This window comes from Sphingomonas leidyi (genome assembly GCF_011761945.1).
GTDB classification, from domain to species: Bacteria; Pseudomonadota; Alphaproteobacteria; order Sphingomonadales; family Sphingomonadaceae; genus Sphingomonas; species Sphingomonas leidyi.
In genome coordinates this window covers 56,445-78,638 of record NZ_JAASQV010000008.1, presented here as the reverse complement: position 1 = coordinate 78,638, position 22,194 = coordinate 56,445, and the positions used below count along the sequence as shown (strand labels likewise).

Genomic DNA, 22,194 nt, shown 5'->3' with positions numbered 1-22,194 from the left:
GACTATCTCGCCGAGGGCGCCGTCTCCCAGCTCATCGACGCCTATGTCGACCAGCTCCGCAAGGTCGGCATCGAGGCACTGCGCCGCCGGCCGCGCCCGAAGCGCGCCGAGGCCGCGCTGCGCCGCACGGAGGGGCCGCGCCTGCGCTCGGCCACCCATGGCATCGACCCCACCGAGCTGGAGAAGCTCGAAGCCAAGCTGAGCCGCGATCGCGAGATCGTCGAGCGCCGCGTGTTCCAGACCGCCACGCTCGACGACCTGTCGCTCGAAACCGGCGTGACCAAGGAGCGCGTCCGCCAGATCACCAAGCGCGCCGCCAAGGCGATCGCCGAGATCGCGGCGAACGACCCGCGCTTCGCCGTGATGGCCGAATATGGCCAGCCGGGCGCCCCCAAGCGCCGCCCCGCCCCGGCCGCGCGCACCACGCCGATCCTTCCCGACGCCAGCCTGCCGCACAATCGCCTGGCCAGCGTCCGCGCCGTCGACCCGAGCACGCTCTCGCCCGCCGCCACGACGGCCGCCGCCGAGCAATCGGAGCGCGTCGAAGCGGTCCAGCTCGCGGTCGCCCCGGCTCCGTCGAGCGCTTCGCTCCACTGATCGCATCGGAACGCCGAGCGCGTCCCGCCATATCCTATAATGCTCCCGAGAGGGCCGGAGGAACCGATGCATCGCAATTTCGACTGGCATGGCACCGAGGATTTCCCCGGTTCGCTGCCGCGCCCCAATCGCCGCCTGACCGCACTCGCGCAGGACGTGGCGCGACTGGCGCGCCCGTTGCTGCCGGCCGGCAGCGAGCTGATCCTCGGCCTGGAAGCGACCGCCGACGGCCAGATCCACCTGCTCTGGTGGCGCCGGCGCGATTTCCGGCGGGTGGCGATCATCTCGGCCACGCCCGATGCCTTCTGCCCGGAGGATAGCGACGAGGGTGCGCTGCAAGATGCCGCGGCGGCACTGCTCGACTATCTCGCCGGCCGCTGGCCGACGCCGCCGGGCGCGCTGGGCGCGATCACCGACGGGACCGGCGTGGCCTTCGCCCCGGATCATCCCGCGCCTTCGGCCGAGGGCTGGCTGCTTCGCCACGCCACCGGCGAAAGCACGCTGGCGATGATCCTCGACCTTGATCCGGCCGGGCCGTGCGGGCTGCTGACGGGGGCCCAGGCGGCGGGTTCATTCCACTAACGGAATGCCGTTTACCTTGTATTATCCTTGAATTGCTTCAAGATACCCTCAGAATCGAGGGGATCGGTCATGGCAAGCGCGAACGGCAAGGGTAAGATGCGGGCGGGACCCGCAGGCGAACCCATGATCGACTTCTATCGTGCAATTGTCTTTCCGAACCGGGTGCGCGAGCAGCGGCAGCGGCATGGCTTTGCCAAACTGCTCCGCCTCTCGGCGAGGATTCCGGAAATCCCCTATATTCGTCTTTCGAAGATCGAACGCGGGGAAGTCGTCGCGCGCGCGGACGAGCTGCGCCGCGTCGCCGCCGCGCTCGGCATTGCCCCGGCCGAGCTGCTGCTCGACATCGATGCCGCCGATTTCGACATCGCCGCCTGGGCCGAGCCGTTCAGCGACGGCGCCCAGATCGACCTGAAGGAAGAGCGGTTCGCCGTGCTGCTCGGTGCCGCGCTGCGCGCGCGCCGCACGCTCGATCCCGCGCTGACCATCGCCATGATCGAGCGCGACTACGGCCTGCCGCCGGTCAATCTTTCGCGTGTGGAAAACGCCCAGAAGCCGTTCGGCCGCTGGAACTCCGCCGTGCAACGCGCGCTGTTCGCGCTGTTCGGCGTTGCCGACGAGCCCGCGTTGCGCGCCGAAGTGGAGAAGCGCCGCGCCGCCGGCGTGCTCGACAGCTTTCTGGCCACGATCGCCAATCCCGAGACCCGGATCTCCCGCACGCGCGAGCGCGTTGCCGAACTCCTGGCGGCGCTGCGCGAGGAAGCGCCCGCGCCGGCCGTCGCCGCGACGGCGGCCCTGCTGCCGCTTCCCGGCGCGCCCGTGACTGCGATACGCTTGCTGCCCGTCTTCGGCGCCCCCCTGCCCCATGGCCTGATCGGCGACCAGCCGACCGGCAGGACCGTGGAGGCGCCGCATATCGCGGGGCCGCGCGCCTTCGGCCTGAAGGTTTGCCGCGCGACGCTGGGCGGCGGCCTGCCCGCCCAGGCGATCGTGGTCGCCGATCCCGATCGCCTGCCCGTGCCCGGCGGCATCGCCGCGTTGCGCGAGGAGGAGGGCTGGCGGCTGCTCTCGGTCGCTTCGGGCCGGGACGGGCGGATGATCGGCTACAGCATCAATCCCGACATGGAAGTATCGCTCGACGATTGCGATCCGGCCCGCCTGGCCGCGATCGTCTCTGCCGTCTTCCTCTGATCGCGGCGCCCGTGCTAGGGCGCCCTGCCATGGGGATCATCGTCGCGATCGAAGGCGCCGACGGCGTCGGCAAGAACACTACGTCGAAGCTGCTCTGCGAAACGCTCCAGGCAGCGGGCAAGACCGCCACGGTGATCGGCTTCCCGCGCTATGGCGAGACCGTCGCCGGCGTGACCATCGGCCGCTACCTGGCCGGGGACATGCCCGTGCCGGTGGGGCCCCATGCCGCCGCGACTCTCTATGCGCTCGACCGGTTCGAGTGGCGCGAGCAGATCCTCGCCGCAGCCGCGGCGCACGACGTGCTGATCTTCGACCGCTATGTCGCCTCGAACATGGCCTATCAGGGCGCGCGCGTGCCGGCGGAGGAGAGCCGCGCGCTGATGGAATGGATCCTGGCGCTCGAGACCGGCCAGTTCGCCCTGCCCATTCCCGCCCTCTCGATCTATCTGAACACGCCCTGGGAGCTCGCCCGCGCGCTGATCCTGCAAAAGGCCGAGCGCAGCTATACGAGCAAGAGCTTCGACGAATATGAAGCCGATGTCGCGCTCCAGCAGCGCGTGCGCGGCAATTACGAGTCGATCGTGGCGGCCGGCCTGCTCGGCCCCTGGCAGATGGTGCATGCCAGCAGCAACGGCACGATGCGCCCGCCGGCCGAGATCGTCGGCGAGATAGTCGCGCTTCTGGAAGCGGTTCCGCAACAAGGCTGAAAGCGGCGCGACCGGCTTGACAGCCCACCCCGCGGCGCCGCATGGTAGCGCTATCAAAAGCAGATATTGGGGCGAGAGGATTTGAAAGCGTCTCCGGCGGAAGTGCTGCCTGTCGATCATGCCAAGGCGATTCTGGTTGGCCGTATCCTGACGGAAGCGGGGCCCAGCCCCGTGATCCTGCGCGGCGGCCGGATCCTTGACGTATCGGCCAGCGCGGCGACGATATCCGACTTGCTCGACCATGCCGATCCGGCGGCGGTGGCCGGCGTCGACATCGGTGCCGTGTCCGACATTGGCAGCGATGACGGCCCCGTCCTGCTCGCTCCGATCGACCTGCAATGCGTCAAGGCCTGCGGCGTGACCTTCGCCCTCTCGGCGATCGAGCGGGTGATCGAGGAACGCGCGCGCGGCGATGCCGACAAGGCGGTGGCGATCCGCGACGACCTGGAGGCCAGGATCGGCTCGGGCATCCGCGCGGTCGCCCCCGGCACGCCCGAGGCGGCGAGCCTCAAGGCGGCGCTGATCGAAGCGGGCATGTGGTCGCAATATCTCGAAGTCGCGATCGGCCCCGATGCCGAGGTGTTCACCAAGGCCCCCGTGCTCTCCGCGGTGGGCTGGGGCGCGGACATCGGCGTGCGTTCGGACAGCGACTGGAACAATCCCGAGCCCGAAGTGGTGCTGATCGTCGACCGGCACGGCACGCCGCGGGGCGCGACGCTGGGCAACGACGTCAACCTGCGCGACTTCGAGGGGCGCAGCGCCCTGCTGCTGGGCAAGGCCAAGGACAACAACGCCTCGACCGCGCTCGGGCCGTTCATCCGCCTGTTCGACGACGGCTTCACGATGGACGATGTCCGCGCCGCCGAGATCGACCTCGTCATCGACGGGCCCGAAGGCTATCGCCTCGAGGGCACCAACAAGATGAGCCAGATCAGCCGCGACCCCACCGAGCTGGTCCGCCAGGCGCTTAGCGAGCACCAATATCCGGACGGCTTCGCGCTGTTCCTGGGCACGCTGTTCGCCCCGATCCAAGACCGCGACCATCCGGGCCGCGGCTTCACGCACAAGGACGGCGACCTGGTGCGCATCGCGAGCCCGAAGCTTGGCACGCTTGCCAATCGGGTCACCACTTCCAAGGCCGCCCCGCCCTGGACCTTCGGCATCCGCGAGCTGATGCGCAACCTGGCGGGCCGCGGCCTGCTGTGAGCAATTTACTCGGACAAATTAAACGCTATTCCAGGGTACCCTATTCTCATGTCGGAAGCTGATCCCATGCACGTGCCGCTCACTCGCGATCAGCGCGCCCTCTATCCGAGCCTGAAGGGCAAGCGCGTGCTGATCACCGGCGGCGGCTCCGGCATCGGCGCCGGCATGGTCGAGGGCTTTGTCCGCCAGGGCTGCGACGTCACCTTCTTCGACATCGCCGATGCGGAGTCGCAGGCGCTGATCGCCGGCCTTGCCGGCCTGGGGCAGCCGCCGGTCTACGAGCATGTCGACCTGATCGACGTGGCCGGCGCCAGGGCCCGGATCGCGCAGCTGATCGAGGATCATGGCAGCTTCGACATATTGGTGAACAACGCCGCGAACGACGATCGCCACAGGATCGAGGAAGTCACGGAAGAATATTGGGAAAACCGGCTCAACGTGAACCTGAGGCACTTGTTCTTCTGCGCCCAGGCAGTGATCCCGGGGATGAAGGCCAAGGGCGCCGGCGTGATCATCAACCTGGGCTCGATCTCCTGGCACCTCGCGCTGGAGGAGCTGACGCTCTACCAGACCGCCAAGGCCGGGATCGAGGGCCTGACCCGCAGCTTCGCGCGCGAACTGGGCCCCGACAACATCCGCTCGGTCTGCATCGTGCCGGGCAATGTGAAGACCCCGCGCCAGATGAAATGGTACACGCCCGAGGGCGAGGCCGAGATCGTCAAGGCCCAGTGCCTGAAGGGCCGGCTGGTGCCCGACGACATCGCGGCGATGGCGCTGTTCCTCGCCTCGGACGATGCGCGGCTGATCACCGGCCACGAATATTTCGTCGACGCGGGCTGGCGCTGAACCATGGGCGTGGTGACCTCGGCACCTGCGAGTGTCTGGTCGCTCGCCGCGCCGCTGCTCGAAGGGCCCGTCTGGGTGGCGCGCGACGCAGCCCTGTGGTTCGTCGACATCAAGGGCCATCGGGTCCATCGCTATGATCCCGCGACGGGCGACAGGCGCAGCTGGGCCGCGCCCGGCCAGCTGGGCTTCGTCCTGCCGGCGGCAAGCGGCGGGTTCGTGGCGGGGCTGCAGACCGGGCTCGCCCGCTTCGACCCCGCCGACGGCAGCTTCACCCCCCTGGTCGATCCCGAGCCGGAACGGCCGGGCAACCGGATGAACGACGCCACCGTCGATCCCGCCGGCCGGCTGTGGTTCGGCACGATGGACGACAGCGAGGCAGCCGATACGGGCGCGATCTACCGGCTGGCGGCGGACGGCCGCTGCATCGCCGCGAGCCCCTTCGTCTCGATCACCAACGGCCCGGCGGTGAGCCCCGACGGGCGGACGCTCTACCATATCGATACGCTGGGCGGCGTGATCCATGCCTGCGACCTGGCCGCGGACGGCAGCCTGGCCAACCGGCGCGAATTCGCCCGTATCCCCAACGAACAGGGCTATCCCGACGGGCCGACCACGGATGCCGAGGGTTGCCTGTGGGTGGGGCTGTACAAGGGATCGGCGGTGCGCCGCTATGCCCCTGGCGGGCAATTGCTGGAGACCGTGCGATTTCCCGTCGACGCGATCACCAAGATCGCCTTTGGCGGACCCGACCTCAAGACCGTCTATGCGACCACCGCCAACAAGCACCTCTCCCCCGCGGAGAAGGCGGCGAACCCCCATGCGGGCGACCTGTTCGCCTTCCGCGTCGCAGTGCCGGGGGTGGCGGGGACATTGATCCGCGAAGGCGCCTGATTCCGGGGCCCTGTTGGGCGGCCATATAGTCAATTATATTGACTATCATGTGAATTGACTGTAAACGACTCACATGCCCGACGAACCCGCCATCCAGATCCCCCTGCCCGCGCTGCTGCGCCACGCGCGCCACACCTATGGCGCTGCGATGCGCGCAGCACTGGCGGAGGGCGGCTATGACGATATCCCCGGCAACGGGCTCTATGTGATCGGCGCGCTGGCGCTGGGCGAAGCGCCGCTTTCCCAGATCATCCGGGAGCTGCGCGTGAGCAAGCAGGCGGCAGGCCAGCTGGTGGATGCGCTGGTGCTGCGCGGCTATCTCGACCGACAGGTCGATCCCGCCGACCGGCGCCGGCTGACCGTGACGCTGACCGAGCGCGGCCGCGCCGCCGCCGACATACAGATCGCCGCACGCATGGCGATCGATGCCGAGCTGGCCGCATGGGTGGGCGCGGAGAAGATCCGCCATGCCCGCGAAGTGCTCGCGGCGCTAATCGACATCGGCCGTAGCGGCGAGCCCGGCAGCGACTGAGCTCTCCTGCGCGGAGGACGACGAACGAAATCAAGGTCTTCCCTAAGCCGGCGCCAACACCGTCACGTTGACGTCGATCCGGTGGCGATAGCCGAGGCGCTCGTACAGGGCGATTGCCGATGCATTGTCCGCATAGGCGTGCAGGAAGGGTATATCGCCTTGCTCCACGATGCGGGCGGCGACCGCGCGCATCAGCCTGCCGGCAAGGCCGAGGCCGCGGAAATCGGGGTGGGTGCAGACCCCGCTCACTTCGGCGAACCCAAGCGTCCGCATCCGCTCGCCGGCCATCGCGATCAGCCGGCCTTCGCGACGGACGCCGATGAAGCGGCCGAGCCGGTGGGTGCGGGCGAAGAAGGGGCCGGGCTCGGTCAGCGTCGCGAGCGCCAGCATCTGAGCCGCATCGGCATCACCCAGTTCCTCGAAGGCGAAATCCGGATCGGCCGGCATCGGGGCCTCGGCAAGCATCTGGACGCCCATGCGGTGCTTCCGGACCATCGTGCCCGGGACCGGGGGCAGCGGGTCCTTCTCGATGACGATCGCCGGGCCGGTGGCGGCGACCAGCGCACCGAGCATCACCAGCGGCTCGTAATTATGGCCAACCGCGGTGGCGAAGGTCGCATAATCCTGGTCGTAGCGGAGCGCCAGGCCCTGGCCGCGCGCGAGATGCTTCTGGCTGGTGCAGAGCGCGGCCCAGGCGGGATTGTCGAGCGGATGCATGGGAGTGGCTTAGCCTAATCCTCCCCCGGAGGGGGAGGATTTGCGACTAATGATTGTGCCTCGGCACCTTCTCGCTCGTCCGCCGGTATTTCAGCGCGAAATCGAGGACGCCGCCCTCGCCCAGCTGGCCCACCTTCTCGCGATAGAGCTCCTCCCAGGGCGTGTTGCTCTCCGGGATCGGCGGGGCCGGCTCGGCCTTGCGGCGCGCGATCTCGTCCGGCGCGACCAGCGCATCGCAGGTGCCGGCGTTCAGATCGATGCAGATCGTGTCGCCGGTGCGCAGCCAGGCCAGCCCCCCGCCCGCCGCGCTCTCCGGCGAGGCGTTGAGGATCGAGGGGCTGTCGGACGTGCCCGACTGGCGGCCGTCGCCCAGCGTCGGCAGGCTCATGATGCCTCGCTGGATCAGGTGATCCGGCGGCTGCATGTTGACCACTTCCGCCGAACCGGGCCAGCCGATCGGGCCCGAGCCGCGGATGACGAGGATGCAGTTCTCGTCGATGCCCAGCGCCGGATCGTTGATGTTGTGGTGATAATCGTCCGAGCCGTCGAACACGATCGCGCGGCCCTCGAACACGCCTTCATGCCCCGGACGCGAAAGATAGCGGGCGCGGAAATCCTCGCCGATCACGCTGGTCTTCATGATCGCCATGTCGAACAAATTGCCCGACAGGACGAGGAACCCGGCCTTCTCCTTGAGCGGCTTGTCCCATGCGAAGATGACGTCGCGATCGCCGACATGGCTGTCGGCGATATTCTCTGCGAGCGTCCTGCCGGTGCAGGTCATCACCCCGCCGTCGAGCGCGCCATTGGCGAGCATCTCGGCGAGCACGGCCGGGATGCCGCCGGCGCGGTGGAAGCGCTCGGAGAGATATTGGCCGGCGGGCTGCATGTTGACGACGAGCGGCAGGTCATAGCCTGCGCGCCAGTCGTCCGGCGTGATCGCGATGCCCGCATGCCGCGCCATCGCGTCGAGATGCGGCTGGGCGTTGGTCGAGCCGCCGATCGCGGTGAGCAGCCGGATCGCATTGAGGAAGCTCGCGCGCGTCAGGATCTTCGAGGGGCGGAGATCCTCATAGGCCATCTCGACGATGCGCTTGCCGGTCTCGTACGCCATCTGGCCGCGCTCGCGATAGGGCGCCGGGATCATCGCGCAGCCGGGCAGCGACATGCCGAGCCCTTCCGCGATGCTGTTCATCGTCGAGGCGGTGCCCATGGTGTTGCAATGCCCCGAGCTGGGGGCGCTCTCCATCGCGCGGCGGAGGAACTCGGCCTCGTCGATCTCGCCCGCGGCCATCTTGCGGCGCGACCGCCAGATGACGGTGCCCGAGCCGACCAGCTCGCCTTCGTGCCAGCCGTCGAGCATCGGGCCGCCCGACAGGACGATCGCCGGAATATCGACGGTGGAGGCCGCCATCAGCGACGAGGGCGTGGTCTTGTCGCAGCCGGTGGTGAGGATCACCGCGTCGATGGGATAGCCGTTGAGGATCTCGACCAGGCCGAGATAGGCTAGGTTGCGGTCCAGCGCCGCAGTGGGACGGCGGCAATTCTCGAAGATCGGGTGGAGCGGGAATTCCATCGGCACGCCGCCCGCCGCGAGGATGCCGGCGCGGGCGCGCTTCACCGTCTCCAGATGGATGCGGTTGCACGGCGCGATGTCGGACCCCGACTGGGCGATGCCGATGATCGGCTTGCCGCTCGTCAGTTCCTCCGGCGTGATGCCGTAGTTCATGAAGCGCTCGAGATAGAGCGCCGCCATGTCGGCGCGGCCCGGCGCGGCGAACCATTCGCGCGAGCGGAAGGGGCGGACGGGGGTGCGGGTCATATTTCCTCTTCATCCTCCCCGGCACGGGGAGGGGGACCGCCGCGACGCGGTGGTGGAGGGGGCTCTCCTCGAAGGACGTGGCTGGTGGAGAGCCCCCTCCACCAGCCTTCGGCTGGTCCCCCTCCCCGTGCCGGAGAGGAATTGCGAACTCACCCCTCCATCGCCTCCAGTTCCTTGCCCTTGGTCTCGTGGATGAACTTCTGGACCAGGAAGAAGCTGATCACCGCGCAGACGCCGTAGAAGACATAGCTGCCGGCGAGGCTCTGCGAGGCCATCCACGGGAAGGTCTGCGCGATCAAATAGTTGGCGAACCACTGGGCGAAACCGCACACCGCCAGCGCCGAGCCGCGGATCTGGTTCGGGAACATCTCGCCGAGCATCACCCACATCACCGGGCCCCAGCTGACGTTGAAGAAGATCACGTAGAGATTGGCCGCGATCACGGCGACCATGCCGAGATCGCTCGACAGCACCAGCTTGCCGTTCGTGTCGAGCGTGCCCTGGCTGAAGGCGAAGACCATCACGAACAGCGTGGCCGCCATGCCGGCCGAACCGATCAGCAGCAGCGGCTTGCGGCCGATCCGGTCGATCACCGCGATCGTCACGAAGCAGGCGGCGATCGAGACCGCGCCCGAGATGATGTTGATCAGCAGCGCATCGCTCTGCTTGAAGCCGGCGAGCTGCCACAGCGTCTCGCCATAATAGAAGATCACGTTGATGCCGACGAGCTGCTGGAACACCGCGAGCAGCAGGCCGGCCCAGACGATCGGGCGGATGCCGAGAAAGCCGCCGTTCGGCGCGAGCACATCGGCCAGGCGCGGACGATGGTCGCTCGAGAAGCTGGCCTGGATCTCGGCGAGCTTGAGCGCGCCGTCCGTGGCGCCGAACAGGCTGGTCAGCACCTTCAGCGCCTCGGGGTTGCGGCCCTTGGCGACGAGGTAGCGCGGGCTCTCAGGGATGAAGAACAGGGCGACGAGGAATACCGCGGCAGGCACCGCCTGGGCGAGGTACATCCAGCGCCACGCCTCGATCCCGCCAAGCTCGTTGAGCGAATTGCCCGCCGCCTGGGCGACGAAATAATTCACCACGAACGCGGCGGTGAGGCCGGAGATGATCATGATCTGCTGCACCGTCGTCATCCGGCCGCGGATGCTGGCGGGGGCGACTTCGGAGATATAGGCGGGCGACAGCACCGAAGCCGCACCCACCGCCATGCCGCCGCACAGGCGGGCGATCAGGAAGATGAGATGGTCGTGCGAAATGCCCTGGACGATCGCGCCGCCGAGGAAGAGCAGGGCGGCCAGGCGCATCACGTTGCGGCGGCCCATCGAATCGGCGAGCGTGCCGGCGAAGAAGGCGCCGATGAAGCAGCCGATCAGCAGCGAGCCGACGGTGAAGCCGAGCCACCAGTCGTCCAGCGCGAATGCCGCCCGCAAGCCGTCCTGCGTGCCGTTCACCGCGCCGCTGTCATAGCCGAAGAGCAGTCCGCCGATCGTCGCCACCGCGACGATGGCGCCGATCAGGCCCATATTGGCCCTTTGCGCCGCATCATTCATTCGCTCTATCCCCTCCATCGCGCCCCGTCCGGGGCGAATTGTTAGCGGTAACGGTGGCGCTATCCGAGGGGAAAAGCAAGTAGGGTTGCTTCCGCCGGGCGACTCTGTCCCACGTTGTCATGCTGGACCTGTTTGGGCCGGGGGCCAAGCCCCCCCAATATCGTCATGCGGGGCCCAGGGTTTCTCCGACCGTCTCGCACACGGCTCTGGATCCCCGCCTGCGCAGGGATGACGAATGGCGGGGACGGGAGTGGCCTAGCGCCAGCTCTTCTTCCCCGCCGCCGGCGGGCGCGCGGCGCCGGGCGGCGGGCCGGAGGATTCGCGCAGGATCAGCTCGTGGTCGAGCACCTGCTCCTCCAGCTTGTCGGTGGTGCCGGCGCGGTGGGCCCGCAGCCGGGCGAGCAGCAGCGTCAGCGCGCTCTCCGCCATCGCGGCGATCGGCTGGCGGACGGTGGTGAGCTCGGGCCACATGGTGGTGGCGAGCGACGTGTCGTCGAAGCCGACGATGCTGATGTCCTGCGGCACGTGCAGCCCGCGCCGGTGCGCGACGCCCACCGCAGCCGCGGCCATGTCGTCGTTCGAGGCGAAGATCGCGGTCGGCGGATCCTTGCGGTCGAGCAGCCGCTCGGCCGCGACGATCCCCGAGCGGAAGGTGAAATAGCCCTGCTCCACCGGCATCGCCTTCACGTCGAGCCCGGCGGCCTCGACCGCTTCCACGAAGCCGCGATGGCGCTCGGCGGAGCTGGTCTGGTTGGGGTTGCCGCGGATGAAGCCGATCCGGCGATGGCCGAGATCGATCAGGTGCCGGGTCATCGCGGCGGCGGCGGCGGCATCGTCGATCCGCACGTTGAGGCTGCGCTCGGGCGGCAGCCCCATCGCGACCGAGACCCAGGGGATGCCGGCCGTCTCCAGCTCGGCGCGGACCGGCGCGGCTTCGGATAGCGGCGGCGGCAGGATCACGCCTTCCACGCTGGTGGAGGCGAACTGGCGCGTCGCCTCGGCCTGCTCGTCCGCCCGCTCGCCTTCGCAGGCCTCGAGCACCAGGTGGCAGCCGGCCCGCCTCGCGGCGGCGAGCGCGCCGATCAGGAATTGCGAGAGATAGGCCGCGGACGGGTTCGAATAGAGCAGGCCGATCTGGGTCGCCTCGCCCGCCGCGAGGCTGCGCGCCGCGCTGTTGGGCGAATAGTTCAACGTCGCGATCGCCTCGAGAACCGCCTGGCGGGTGGTTTCCCTGACATTGGATCCGCCGTTGACCACGCGCGAGACCGTCATCGCGGAAACGCCGGCGGCGCGCGCGACGTCCTGTACGGTGACCGTGCCTCGGCTTCTGCGGCTGGGTCTGCTCATCGTTTCGGGGATATGCCGCGATTAGCGTAAATGCAATCGGCGTGACCCGGTTGACCGCTACGGATTCCCGCTGATAGTGATAGCGCTACCATAGATCAACGAAGCCGGCGCCCGAGCGCCGCGACCCAGAGGAGAGGAACGTGCGCAATTTCCGCCGCATCGCCGCGCTTGCCATCGCCGCCACGGCGCTGACTCCCGTTATCGCCCCCGCGGCGCACGCCCAGACCGCCAAGGCGGAGCGCCCGCTCTACAAGGAAGCCGGCCAGCCGATCGATGCCCGCGTCGAGGACCTGCTCGGCCGGATGACGCTGGAGGAGAAGGTCGCCCAGCTGGTCGCGATCTGGCTGAAGAAGGACGCGATCCAGACGCCGGCGGGCGATTTCGATCCGGCGAAGGCGAGCGCCGCCTTCCCCAACGGCCTGGGCATGATCTCGCGCCCGTCGGACCGCAAGGGCGTGGCGGCGGGCACCGCCAATGCCGGTGCCGATGTGGCGGCCAATCGCGGCCCGGTGGAGACCGCGACCTATATCAACGCCGCACAGAAATGGTCGATGGAGAGGACCCGGCTCGGCATCCCGATGATCATGCACGAGGAGGCGCTGCACGGGCTGGTCGCCCCCGGCGCGACCAGCTTCCCCCAGTCGATCGCCCTCGCCTCCACCTGGAATCCGGGCCTGCTCGAGAAGATATTCTCGGTCGCCGCCGCCGAGGCGCGGGCGCGCGGCGCCAATCTGGTGCTGGCCCCGGTGGTCGACGTGGCGCGCGACCCGCGCTGGGGCCGCATCGAGGAGACCTATGGCGAGGACCCCTATCTCGTCTCGGAAATGGGACTGGCGGCGATCCGCGGCTTCCAGGGCACCACGCTGCCGCTGGCCCGGGACAAGGTGTTCGTCACGCTGAAGCACATGACCGGGCATGGCCAGCCGGACAACGGCACCAATGTCGGCCCCGCCTCGCTGGGCGAGCGCACGCTGCGCGAGGATTTCTTCCCGCCCTTCGAAAGCGCGGTTACGCAGCTGCCGGTGCGCGCGGTGATGGCCAGCTACAACGAGATCGACGGCATCCCCAGCCACGCCAACAAATGGCTGCTGCATGACGTGCTGCGCGGCGAATGGGGCTTCAAGGGCGCGGTGGTGAGCGATTATTTCGCGATCCGCGAGCTCGTGACCCGGCACAGGATGTTCAAGGACGTGAAGGACGCCGGCGCCCGCGCGATCGATGCGGGCGTCGACGTCGAGACTCCCGACGGCGAAGGTTTCAACTTCCTGGTGCAGCTGGTCCGCGAGGGCAAGGTGAGCCAGGGCCAGATCGACAATGCGGTGCGCCGCGTGCTCGAGATGAAGTTCGAGGGCGGGCTGTTCGAGAATCCCTATGCGGACGCGAAGCTGGCCGCCAAACGGACCAATACGCCCGAGGCGATCGCCCTGGCCCGCCAGGCGGCGCGGGAGTCCGTCGTCCTCCTCAAGAACGCGAACGGACTGCTCCCGCTCGACGCCGCCGGCATCAAGCGGATGGCGGTGATCGGCACGCACGCCAGGGACACGCCGATCGGCGGCTATTCGGACGTGCCGAACCATGTGGTCTCGGTGCTGGAGGCCATGCAGGCCGAGGGCAAGGGCAAGTTCCAGGTCGATTATTCGGAAGGCGTGCGGCTGACCGAAGGGCGCGTCTGGGCACAGGACAAGGTGACCCTCACCGATGCCGCGACGAACGCCAGGCTGCGCGCCGATGCGGTGGCGGCGGCGAAGGATGCCGATGTCGTGGTGATGGTGCTGGGCGGCAACGAGGCGCTGAGCCGCGAGGCCTGGGCCGACGAGCATCTGGGCGACAGCGACACGCTCGACCTGCCCGGGCCCCAGGACCAGCTGGCGAAGGAGATCTTCGCGCTGGGCAAGCCGGTGGTGGTGATCCTGCTCAACGGCCGGCCCTATGCGGTCAATTATCTCGCCGAAAAGGCACCGGCGCTGATCGAGGGCTGGTATCTGGGCGAGCAGACCGGCAACGCGCTGGCCGACGTGGTGTTCGGCCGCTTCAACCCGGGCGGCAAGCTGCCCGTGTCGATCGCGCGCGGCGTGGGCCAGCTGCCGATCTACTATAACCGCAAGCCGACCGCGCGGCGCGGCTATCTGTTCGGCGACACGACGCCGCTCTATCCGTTCGGCTATGGCCTTTCCTATTCGACCTTCGAGATGGGTGCGCCGGTGCTGGGCACGGGCACGATCGGGGTCTCGGACAAGGTGACGGTGAAGGTGGACGTGGCCAACACCGGCAAGCGCGCCGGGGACGAAGTCGTCCAGCTCTATGTGCGCGACGACGAGGCGAGCGTGACCCGGCCGCTGATCGAGCTGAAGCGCTTCCAGCGCGTGACGCTCCAGCCCGGCGAGAGGAAGACCGTGTCCTTCGAGCTGACGCCCCAGGACCTGTCGCTGTGGAACGTGCAGATGAAGCGCGTGGTGGAGCCGGGAACCTTCACCATCTCGGCCGGGCCGAATTCGGTGGACCTGAAGAGCGCGACCCTGACGGTGCGGTGACGTTTCAACGCAACCCTCTCCCGCCTGCGGGAGAGGGATAGGGGTCATTCCCCCCGCCCCGCAAAGACCCCGAACACCGAGCCGACAAAGCCACCGGCGACCTTGGTCGTCAGGCTGTCGGTCTCGACCTTGCCGAGATGCTTCCACACCGGCTTGGCACCGGGGGCAGCATAGCTGAAGGCGTAGCTGCGGCCCTGCACCGCGATGCGCAGGCGGACCGGACCGGTGGGCGCCGGCGCGGTGGCCAGCGTCCTGCCGGGCTTCGGGGCGTTGGGCCCTTCGCGCTGGTCGAGAGTGATCACGTCCTTGCCGGCGACGCGCTTCTTCCCGACGAAGAACCAGTAATCGTCGTTCTGCAGGACGGCGAGGCCGGCGCGGTCCCCGTCCCTTTCGGGGACGAACCGCACCACCGTCTCGGCGACGGCATCGACGTGCTGCTGGCGGCGGGCAAGGAACGACGGATTGCCATTGTCTCCCAGGCCGACGGGCCGCGCCTCGAGCATCAGGCCGGCGGCACCGGTGCGATACCAGTCCTCGCGCGGGTTGCGCAGCATCATCCAGTAGGACGGGAGCTTGCCGCGGAAATCGTCGCGGATCGTGAACGCGCCCGAAGTCGGGACCGGCGCCTTGCCGGCGGGCAGCGCCGGGCGGGCATGCGACCAGGGGATCGGCGTGGCGGGCGGCAGGATCACCGGCCAGCCGTCCTTCCATTCCACCGGCAGCAGGAAGGTCTCGCGCCCGGTAGTATAGAAATCGCCTTCGTACGGCCGCACGGCGAGGAAGGTCGCCCACCATTTGCCGTCGGGCGTGGTGACGAGCTGGGCATGGCCGGCGGAGGTGATCGGGTTCGGGCGATCGCGCGGCAGATCGCGCTGGGTGAGGATCGGGTTGCCGCTCCACGCCGCGTAAGGACCGGTGACGCTCTTCGCCCGCAGGATCACCTGGCTGTGCCCCTCGGCGGTGCCGCCCTCGGCGCAGCTGAGATAATACCAGCCGTCCTTCCTGAAGATGTGCGGCCCCTCGATCCAGATCGGCTTCCTTGCCAGATCGATCCCGCCGTTCACCAGCACCTTGCGCGGGCCGAAGGTCTTCAGCGCCTTGCGGTCGAATTCCTGCACCCAGATTGCGCGGTGGCCGGGATAGAGCGGCGTGCCCTCGGGCGGCCCGTTATTTACCACCCAGGTCCGGCCGTCGTCGTCGAAGAACATCGAGGGATCGATGCCGCCCTCCAGGTCGGGCAGCCAGACCGGATCGGACCAGGGGCCAGCGGGGTTCCGCGCGGTGAGCAGGAAATTGCCGCCGCAATCGACGCAGGTGTTGAGGAGGTAGAAGACGCCGTCCCGCGCCTGGATCGAGGGCGCGAAGACACCGCGCGAAAGGCCGAGCCGCTTGAAATCGAGCATGCCGGGCCGATCGATCGCATTGCCGATCTGTGTCCAGTTCACCAGGTCGCGGCTGTGGAAGACCGGGATGCCGGGGAACCAGCCAAAGGTGGAAGTGACCAGGTAGAAATCCTCCCCTACCCGCGTGACGCTGGGATCGGGATAGAAGCCCCTGAGGATCGGGTTGCGATATGCGCCGGGCCGCAGCGGCACGCCGTCGGGCGCGTCCTTGCCGCTATACTGGAAGGACGGAAAGGTCGCGACCGGCTGCGCGGCGGCGGGGGCGGCCAGGAGCAGCGCGGCGAAGGCAGTCGAAGGGTTTCTCATGCGGCGCAATGCTCCCGGATGAAGTCGCGGTGTTTCGGCATATAGTCGGCACTGTTGGCGACGGCCTCGCGGATATGGGCGAGGCGCGCGCGCGTCTCGTCGAGGAGCATCACGTCCGCCACCGGATCGTGCGACGCGGGCTCGATCAGCTGGCCCAGCATCACCGCGAACCAGCTGGTGTCGTTGAACAGCTCCTCATTCTCGCGGAATGCGCGGCCATGGCTGCGGAACACGCGCATCTTCTCGGCCAGCCGCTCGGGGATCTCCATCGTGCGGCAATAGTCCCAGAAGGGAGAATCGGTGCGCTCGGTCGCGTGATAGTGGAGGACGAGGAAGTCGCGGATCTCCTCATAGTCGGTCTGCATGATCCGGTTGTACCGGTCGATGTCGGCCTGGTTGAAGTCGCGGTCCGGGAACATCGTCAGGAAGCGCGACAGGCCCGACTGGATCAGCCAGATCGACGTGCTCTCCAGCGGCTCGAGGAAGCCGCCCGCCAGGCCCAGGGCGACGCAGTTCTTCACCCACATCCGATTGCGATGGCCGGTGGTGAAGGGAACGGTGCGCGGATCGGCGAGCGGCTCCCCGTCGAGATTGGCCATCAGGATCGCGGTCGCCTCGTCGTCGGACATATGGTTCGAGGAGAAGACATGGCCGTTGCCGATCCGGTGCTGGAGCGGGATGCGCCACTGCCAGCCGGCCGCATGGGCGGTCGAGCGGGTATAGGGCGTCCAGGCATCGACGCTGGCGCAGGGCACGGCGATGGCGCGGTTGCAGGGAAGATATTGCGACCAGTCGGTATAGCCCGCCTTCAGTGCCTGCTCGATGATCAGGCCGCGAAAGCCCGAGCAGTCGACGAACAGGTCGGCCGCGATCTCGCTGCCGTCCTGCATCGTCACCGATTGGACGAAGCCGTCCTCGCCGCGCAGCTTCACGTCGACGATCCTGCCTTCCCGGCGGACCACGCCGCGTTCCTCGGCATAGCGGCGCAGGAACCTGGCATAGAGGCCGGCATCGAAATGATAGGCATAGGCGATGTCGGAGAGCGGCGAGTTGCCCGCATCGATCCCGCGCATGAACTTGTCGTCGCGCGCCGCCATCGCCTGGAGCGACCATGCGTCCACGTCCGGCGCCTCGCCCAGCTGGCGCAGGCGGAGATAATAGGCGTGGAAGGACACCCCCTTCATGTCGAGCCCGTAGCGGCCGAAGGGATGGAAATAGCGATGCCCGATCCGCCCCCAGTTCACGAACTGGATGCCGAGCTTGAAGCTGCCCTTGGTCTCGCGGACGAACTGGTCCTCGTCGAGCCCGAGCATGCGGTTGAAGGTGGCCATCTGGGGAATGGTCGCCTCGCCCACGCCGATGATGCCGATCTCGTCGCTCTCGACCAGCGTGATCTTCGCATAATCGGGGCCGAGGATACGGGCGAAGGTGGCGGCGGTCATCCAGCCGGCGGTGCCCCCGCCGACGATGAGGATGGAGCGGATGTTGCGGTCATCGGTCATGCGGTTGTCCCTGCGGGCGCGTTGCGGGCGAGCCATTCCTCGTGTCGGGGCATTGCCCGGGCGGCGCGAGCGAACATTTCGTGGATGCGCTCGAAGCTGGTGGCGAGCTTGTTCTCGTCGAGCCCGTCGGCCAGCGGATCCCAGCCGGCCGGGATCACGCCCTGCCCCAGCAGCACTGCGATCCAGCTCGATTCGGCGAACAGCTCGTCCTCATGGCGGAAGAAGCGGCCGCGGCCGCGGAACAGGTCGAGCTTCCGCCTGAGCGTCTCCGGGATCGCCATCTCGCGGACTCGCCGCCACAGATCGCCGTCCTGCCGTTCGTTGGCGTGGTAGTGCAGGATGACGAAGTCGCGGACCTGCTCCATCTGCGCGTCGGTCAGCCGGTTATATTCGTCGCGCTCCACGGGCGAGAAGCCGCTGTCGGGGAGCAAGGCCATCAGCCTGTGGATGCCCGACTGGATCAGGTGGATCGACGTGGACTCCAGCGGCTCCAGAAAGCCGGAGGACAGGCCGAGCGCGACGCAGTTCCGGTGCCAGGCCCGCTTGCGGCGGCCGGCCTCGAACCTGAGGAGGAAGGGATCGCGCAGCGGCGCGCCGTCAAGGTTCGCCAGCAGCGTCTCGCAGGCCGCGTCGTCCGAGATATCGGCGCTGCAATAGACATGGCCGTTGCCGACGCGGTGCTGGAGCGGAATGCGCCATTGCCAGCCGGCCCGGTGCGCCGTGCTGCGCGTGAAGGGCGTGATCTCCGGGCCCGGGCTGGCGCTGGGCACGGCGACGGCGCGGTCGCATTGCAGCCAGTGCGCCCAGCTTTCCCAACCGGCCCCCAGCGCCTGCTCGATCAGCAGCGCGCGGAAGCCGGTGCAATCGAGGAACAGCTCGCCTTCGACGCGGCGATCCCCTTCGAGCACCACTGCCTCGATGAAGCCGTCCCCGGCACGCAGGGGGACCTGCGCGACCTTGCCCTCGACCCGGACGACGCCGCGCCGCTCGGCATGGGCCCGCAGATATTTCGCATAGAGCGAAGCATCGAACTGATAGGCATAGGCCATGCGCGACAGGATCGAGCCGGGATCGGCGACCGGGGGCTGATAGCGCCCCGCCGCCATCGCCAGCGCGCAGACATTGTACGCGTCGATCTCGCGGGCGCGGCCCTCGGCGTGGAGCTTGCGCCAGATCTGGTGGAACTTCACGCCCTCCACATCGAAGCCGAACTCGCCAAAGGGGTGGACATAGCGATGGCCCTCGCGCGTCCAGTCCACGAACGCGATGCCGAGCTTGATCGTGCCCTGGGTCCGGCTGAGGAAGTCGCGCTCGTCGAGGCCAAGCAGCGCGTTGAAGTTGCGGATCGGCGGGATCGTCGCCTCGCCGACGCCGACCGTGCCGATCTCCTCCGACTCCACCAGCGTCACCGAGACGCCGGCGGGGATCAGCCGGGCGAGCGCGGCGGCCGCCATCCAGCCGGCGGTGCCGCCCCCGACGATGACGATCCGGCGGATCGGCGCGGGAGCGGTCATGCGATCAGTCCTTCGGCGCGGAGCGTGGCGCCGTGATGAGGCATGGCGCGGACGGCGTCCAGGATCAGCGTGCGGACGCGCTCGGCATGGTCGAGCAGCCGCGGCTCGGCCATGGCATCGGCAAGCGCATCGTAACGGCGCGGGCGCACGCCCTGGCCGTCGAGCGCGGCGATCCAGTCGTCCGCCCCGAGCAATTCCCCATCCTCCAGTGGCACGCGGCCCCGGCTCGCATGGAGATCGAGCTTGCGCCGGAGCGCCTCCGGGACGGGCATGGCGCGGGCGGCATCCCAATATGCCTCGCCGGTGCGGCCATTGGTCTTGTAGTGGAGGATCGCGAAATCGCGGACGCTATCGGCCTCTGCGGCGGCCAGGCGGCTATATTCGGCTGGCTCGGGACCGCCCGGCGCGGCGGGGAGCAGGCCGATCAGCCGGGCCAGTGCATTCGCGAGCAGCGCGAGGTTCCAGCCATGGAGCGGCTCGACCAGCACGGCCGCGGCGCCAAGCGCAACGACATTGCCGGTCCAGGCGGCCGCGCGGCGCCCCTGGGCGAGCGGGATGGCGCCGGGCTGATCGGGCAGCAGCGCGGCGGCATGGAACAGCGCCCCGCCCTGCCCGCCCGCCAGCGGCACGGTGCGCTGCCAGCCGGTCTCGAAGGCGCCGGCATGGGCGTGGGGCGGCGGCACGCCTTCCATCTGGATCCAGGTCTCGACGACGCGGTCGCAGGGAAGCCAGGCGGACCAGTCCTCCCAGCCTTGGTCCAGCCGGCTGGCGAGCAGCGCGGCCGGGCCGGAGCAGTCGAGCCAGAGATCGGCGACCACCCGGCTGCCGTCGCGCAGCTCGACGGCGGTGACGGCACCGTCGACGATCGCGCGGTTGAATTCACCGGCCGGCTCCAGCCCGGAAGCGGCACGCAGCGCGGCAGCCAGGCCGGCGCGATCCAGATGCAGGCCATAGCCATAGCTGGACAGGATCGAGCGCGGATCCGGGCTCGGCCGCGCGAAACGGCCCGCGGCGGCGGCGACCGCGGCGAGCGAGAAATCGGCGAGGCGGAGCGCCCGGCCGGTCTCGCGGATACGGGCGGCGAGTTGGTGGAAGGCGATGCCGGCGAGCGGCGCCCCGATCGTACCGAACGGCAGGAACCAGTCCGCCTCGCGCGCCGCCCAGCCGGAAACGGCGGTGCCGAGCGAGAAGCTGCCGCGCGCGGCACGGAGGAGCGCCCCTTCGTCGACGCCGTGATCGCCGAGCCAGGCGGGGAAATCCGGCAGGCTGGCCTCGGCGGGACCGAAGGGGCCGAGGCTCCAGTCCGGGCCCTCGGTCTCGATCAGGGAGACCCGGATGCCGGGGAGCGCCCGGACGAGTGCCAGCGCCGCCATCCAGCCGGCGACGCCGCCGCCGACGATGCCGATGTCGCGGATCATGCCGGCATCCCCAGCGCGGCTTCGTGCGCCGGCATCGCCTCGGCCGTCGCGGCGATCCCGGCCCGCATCGCGGCCATGGCGGCAGCGGCGCCCGCTCCGCCCGCGCGCGGATCGCAGCGGCGCGGCGTCACAGGCTGGCCGAGATAGACCGCGAGCCAGCTCGGCTCGAGGAACGTGCCCTCGCGATATTGGACCACCACGCCGCGCTCGCGGAACAAGGCGAGCTTGTATGCGAGAGAATCCGGCAGGCGCATGGTGCGGCAATGGCGCCAGAATTCGGAATCGTCGCGCTCGGTGCAATGATAGTGCAGGATCAGGAAATCGCGGACCCGCTCATATTCGAGCGCCATCAGCCGGTTGAATTCGGCCGCGTCGAGCGGGTCCCAGTCGCGGGTGGGGAAAAGGTCGAGCAGCCGGCCGATCGCCAGCTGGATCAGATGGATGCTGGTCGATTCCAGCGGCTCGAGAAAGCCCGAGGACAGGCCGATCGCGACGACATTGCCGACCCATTGCCTGCGCCGCTTGCCGGCGACGAAGCGAAGGCGGTTGGGATCGGCCATCGGCGGTGCGGCGATCGCGCCGAGCAAGGTCCGCAGCGCCTCCTCGTCGCTGGTGAAGCCGCTTGCATAGACATGGCCGTTGCCGGTGCGATGCTGGAGCGGGATCCGCCAGGTCCAGCCGGCATCCTGCGCGGTCGCGCGGGTCAGCGGCGCGATCGGGCCGACATTGGCGCAGGGCAGCGCGATCGCCCGGTCGCAGGGCAGCCAGTGCGTCCATTCCTCGTAGCCGGCGTGGAGCGCCTGCTCGATCAGCAGGCCGCGAAAGCCCGAACAGTCGACGAACAGATCCGCTTCGAGCACTTCGCCGCCTTCGAGCGTGACCGAACGGACGAAACCGCTCTCGCCGTCGCGCGCGACATCGATCACCTTGCCCTCGCGCCGGACGACGCCGCGCGCTTCCGAATAGCCGCGCAGGAACTTCGCATAGAGGCCGGCATCGAACTGATAGGCATAGTTATAGGGATCGCCGTCGGGCCGGCGGAAACGCCCGCGGCGGGCGGCCTGGATCGGCAGCGAATATGCCTCGAACGGCCCGGCTTCCCCGCGCGCGGCGCACCATTGCTGGTGGAAGGGCACCCCGCCGATGGGCGCGCCGAATTCCGCGAAGGGATGGATATAGGAATCGCCCTTGCGGCCCCAGTCCACGAATTCGATGCCGAGCTTGTAGGTGCCCCTGGTGGCGGCAAGGAAATCGGCCTCGTCGATGCCGAGCGTCGCGTTGAAATGGCGGATGTGCGGGATCGTCGCCTCGCCGACGCCGACCGTGCCGATCTCGGCCGATTCGACCAGCACGATCCGCGCAGGCGTGCCGGCGAGCTTGTGCGCCAGCGCCGCGGCGGTCATCCACCCCGCCGTGCCCCCGCCGACCACGAGTATGCGCCCTGCCAGCATGCTTGCGATGCCCCTCTCCGCCGCGAATGTTAGCGCTCCCGTCGCAAAATCGTCAATCGCATCCGGGCACGATTCGAA

General features: G+C 68.8%; 18 protein-coding genes. 9 read left to right on the top strand and 9 right to left on the bottom strand.

All coding sequences use genetic code 11. The features are described 5' to 3' along the window. The 8 genes from FHR20_RS22460 to FHR20_RS22425 form a co-directional block, all read left to right on the top strand. Positions 1-597, top strand: a 597-nt coding sequence (locus tag FHR20_RS22460) for a sigma factor-like helix-turn-helix DNA-binding protein (protein ID WP_279589481.1), incomplete at its 5' end; no start/stop codon positions are given. Positions 598-663: 66 nt separating this feature from the next. Then, positions 664-1,179 carry a hypothetical protein gene (locus FHR20_RS22455; RefSeq protein WP_167301656.1) on the top strand — a complete coding sequence of 172 codons (516 nt, stop codon included), beginning with the start codon at positions 664-666 and terminating at the stop codon, positions 1,177-1,179. A 123-nt stretch (positions 1,180-1,302) separates the two neighbouring features. Then, the gene (locus tag FHR20_RS22450) at positions 1,303-2,367 is read left to right on the top strand and encodes a helix-turn-helix domain-containing protein (protein ID WP_243857737.1); all 1,065 of its coding nucleotides are present in this window, start codon (positions 1,303-1,305) and stop codon (positions 2,365-2,367) included. A gap of 29 nt (positions 2,368-2,396) precedes the next feature. After that, complete coding sequence (locus FHR20_RS22445; protein WP_167301654.1) at positions 2,397-3,074, top strand: nucleoside/nucleotide kinase family protein; 678 nt, start codon at positions 2,397-2,399, stop codon at positions 3,072-3,074. A gap of 81 nt (positions 3,075-3,155) precedes the next feature. Further along, entirely contained in the window at positions 3,156-4,280 is a 1,125-nt protein-coding gene (locus FHR20_RS22440; protein ID WP_208413823.1) for a fumarylacetoacetate hydrolase family protein, read from the top strand. Positions 4,281-4,346: 66 nt separating this feature from the next. Next, positions 4,347-5,126, top strand: a complete 780-nt coding sequence (gene xylB, locus FHR20_RS22435; RefSeq protein WP_167301653.1) for a D-xylose 1-dehydrogenase — start codon at positions 4,347-4,349, stop codon at positions 5,124-5,126. 3 nt (positions 5,127-5,129) lie between these two features. Continuing rightward, positions 5,130-6,017: an SMP-30/gluconolactonase/LRE family protein gene (locus tag FHR20_RS22430; RefSeq protein WP_208413822.1), complete on the top strand. Its 888-nt coding sequence runs from the start codon at positions 5,130-5,132 to the stop codon at positions 6,015-6,017. 73 nt (positions 6,018-6,090) lie between these two features. Further along, on the top strand, positions 6,091-6,549 hold the full coding sequence (locus tag FHR20_RS22425; protein ID WP_167301652.1) for a MarR family winged helix-turn-helix transcriptional regulator: 459 nt from the start codon (positions 6,091-6,093) through the stop codon (positions 6,547-6,549). 42 nt (positions 6,550-6,591) lie between these two features. Here FHR20_RS22425 and FHR20_RS22420 read toward each other — a convergent pair whose 3' ends face one another. From FHR20_RS22420 to FHR20_RS22405, 4 genes are all read right to left on the bottom strand, one after another. Then, entirely contained in the window at positions 6,592-7,266 is a 675-nt protein-coding gene (locus FHR20_RS22420) for a GNAT family N-acetyltransferase (RefSeq protein WP_167301651.1), read from the bottom strand. A gap of 46 nt (positions 7,267-7,312) precedes the next feature. Next, entirely contained in the window at positions 7,313-9,088 is a 1,776-nt protein-coding gene (locus tag FHR20_RS22415) for an IlvD/Edd family dehydratase (protein ID WP_167301650.1), read from the bottom strand. Positions 9,089-9,237: 149 nt separating this feature from the next. Next, complete coding sequence (locus FHR20_RS22410; protein WP_167301649.1) at positions 9,238-10,644, bottom strand: sugar porter family MFS transporter; 1,407 nt, start codon at positions 10,642-10,644, stop codon at positions 9,238-9,240. A gap of 255 nt (positions 10,645-10,899) precedes the next feature. Continuing rightward, positions 10,900-11,991: a LacI family DNA-binding transcriptional regulator gene (locus FHR20_RS22405; protein ID WP_167301648.1), complete on the bottom strand. Its 1,092-nt coding sequence runs from the start codon at positions 11,989-11,991 to the stop codon at positions 10,900-10,902. Positions 11,992-12,131: 140 nt separating this feature from the next. Here FHR20_RS22405 and FHR20_RS22400 point away from each other — a divergent pair, with 140 nt between their 5' ends. Beyond that, the gene (locus FHR20_RS22400; RefSeq protein ID WP_167301647.1) at positions 12,132-14,522 is read left to right on the top strand and encodes a glycoside hydrolase family 3 N-terminal domain-containing protein; all 2,391 of its coding nucleotides are present in this window, start codon (positions 12,132-12,134) and stop codon (positions 14,520-14,522) included. Positions 14,523-14,566: 44 nt separating this feature from the next. Here the strand turns inward: FHR20_RS22400 and FHR20_RS22395 are convergent, their stop codons facing one another. The 5 genes from FHR20_RS22395 to FHR20_RS22375 are packed head-to-tail and all read right to left on the bottom strand — an operon-like array spanning position 14,567 to position 22,116. Further along, positions 14,567-16,231, bottom strand: a complete 1,665-nt coding sequence (locus tag FHR20_RS22395) for a glycoside hydrolase family 43 protein (protein WP_167301646.1) — start codon at positions 16,229-16,231, stop codon at positions 14,567-14,569. Then, on the bottom strand, positions 16,228-17,733 hold the full coding sequence (locus FHR20_RS22390; RefSeq protein ID WP_167301645.1) for a tryptophan halogenase family protein: 1,506 nt from the start codon (positions 17,731-17,733) through the stop codon (positions 16,228-16,230). The genes FHR20_RS22395 and FHR20_RS22390 overlap by 4 nt, the downstream gene beginning before the upstream one ends. After that, positions 17,730-19,247 (bottom strand): tryptophan halogenase family protein, encoded by a 1,518-nt coding sequence (locus tag FHR20_RS22385; RefSeq protein ID WP_167301644.1) that lies wholly within the window; start codon positions 19,245-19,247, stop codon positions 17,730-17,732. Before FHR20_RS22385 ends, FHR20_RS22390 begins: the two co-directional genes overlap by 4 nt. Then, positions 19,244-20,665 carry a tryptophan 7-halogenase gene (locus tag FHR20_RS22380; protein WP_167301643.1) on the bottom strand — a complete coding sequence of 474 codons (1,422 nt, stop codon included), beginning with the start codon at positions 20,663-20,665 and terminating at the stop codon, positions 19,244-19,246. Before FHR20_RS22380 ends, FHR20_RS22385 begins: the two co-directional genes overlap by 4 nt. Continuing rightward, a complete protein-coding gene (locus FHR20_RS22375; RefSeq protein ID WP_167301642.1) occupies positions 20,662-22,116 on the bottom strand; it encodes a tryptophan halogenase family protein in 1,455 nt (484 codons plus the stop codon). The genes FHR20_RS22380 and FHR20_RS22375 overlap by 4 nt, the downstream gene beginning before the upstream one ends. Positions 22,117-22,194: the final 78 nt, after the last annotated feature.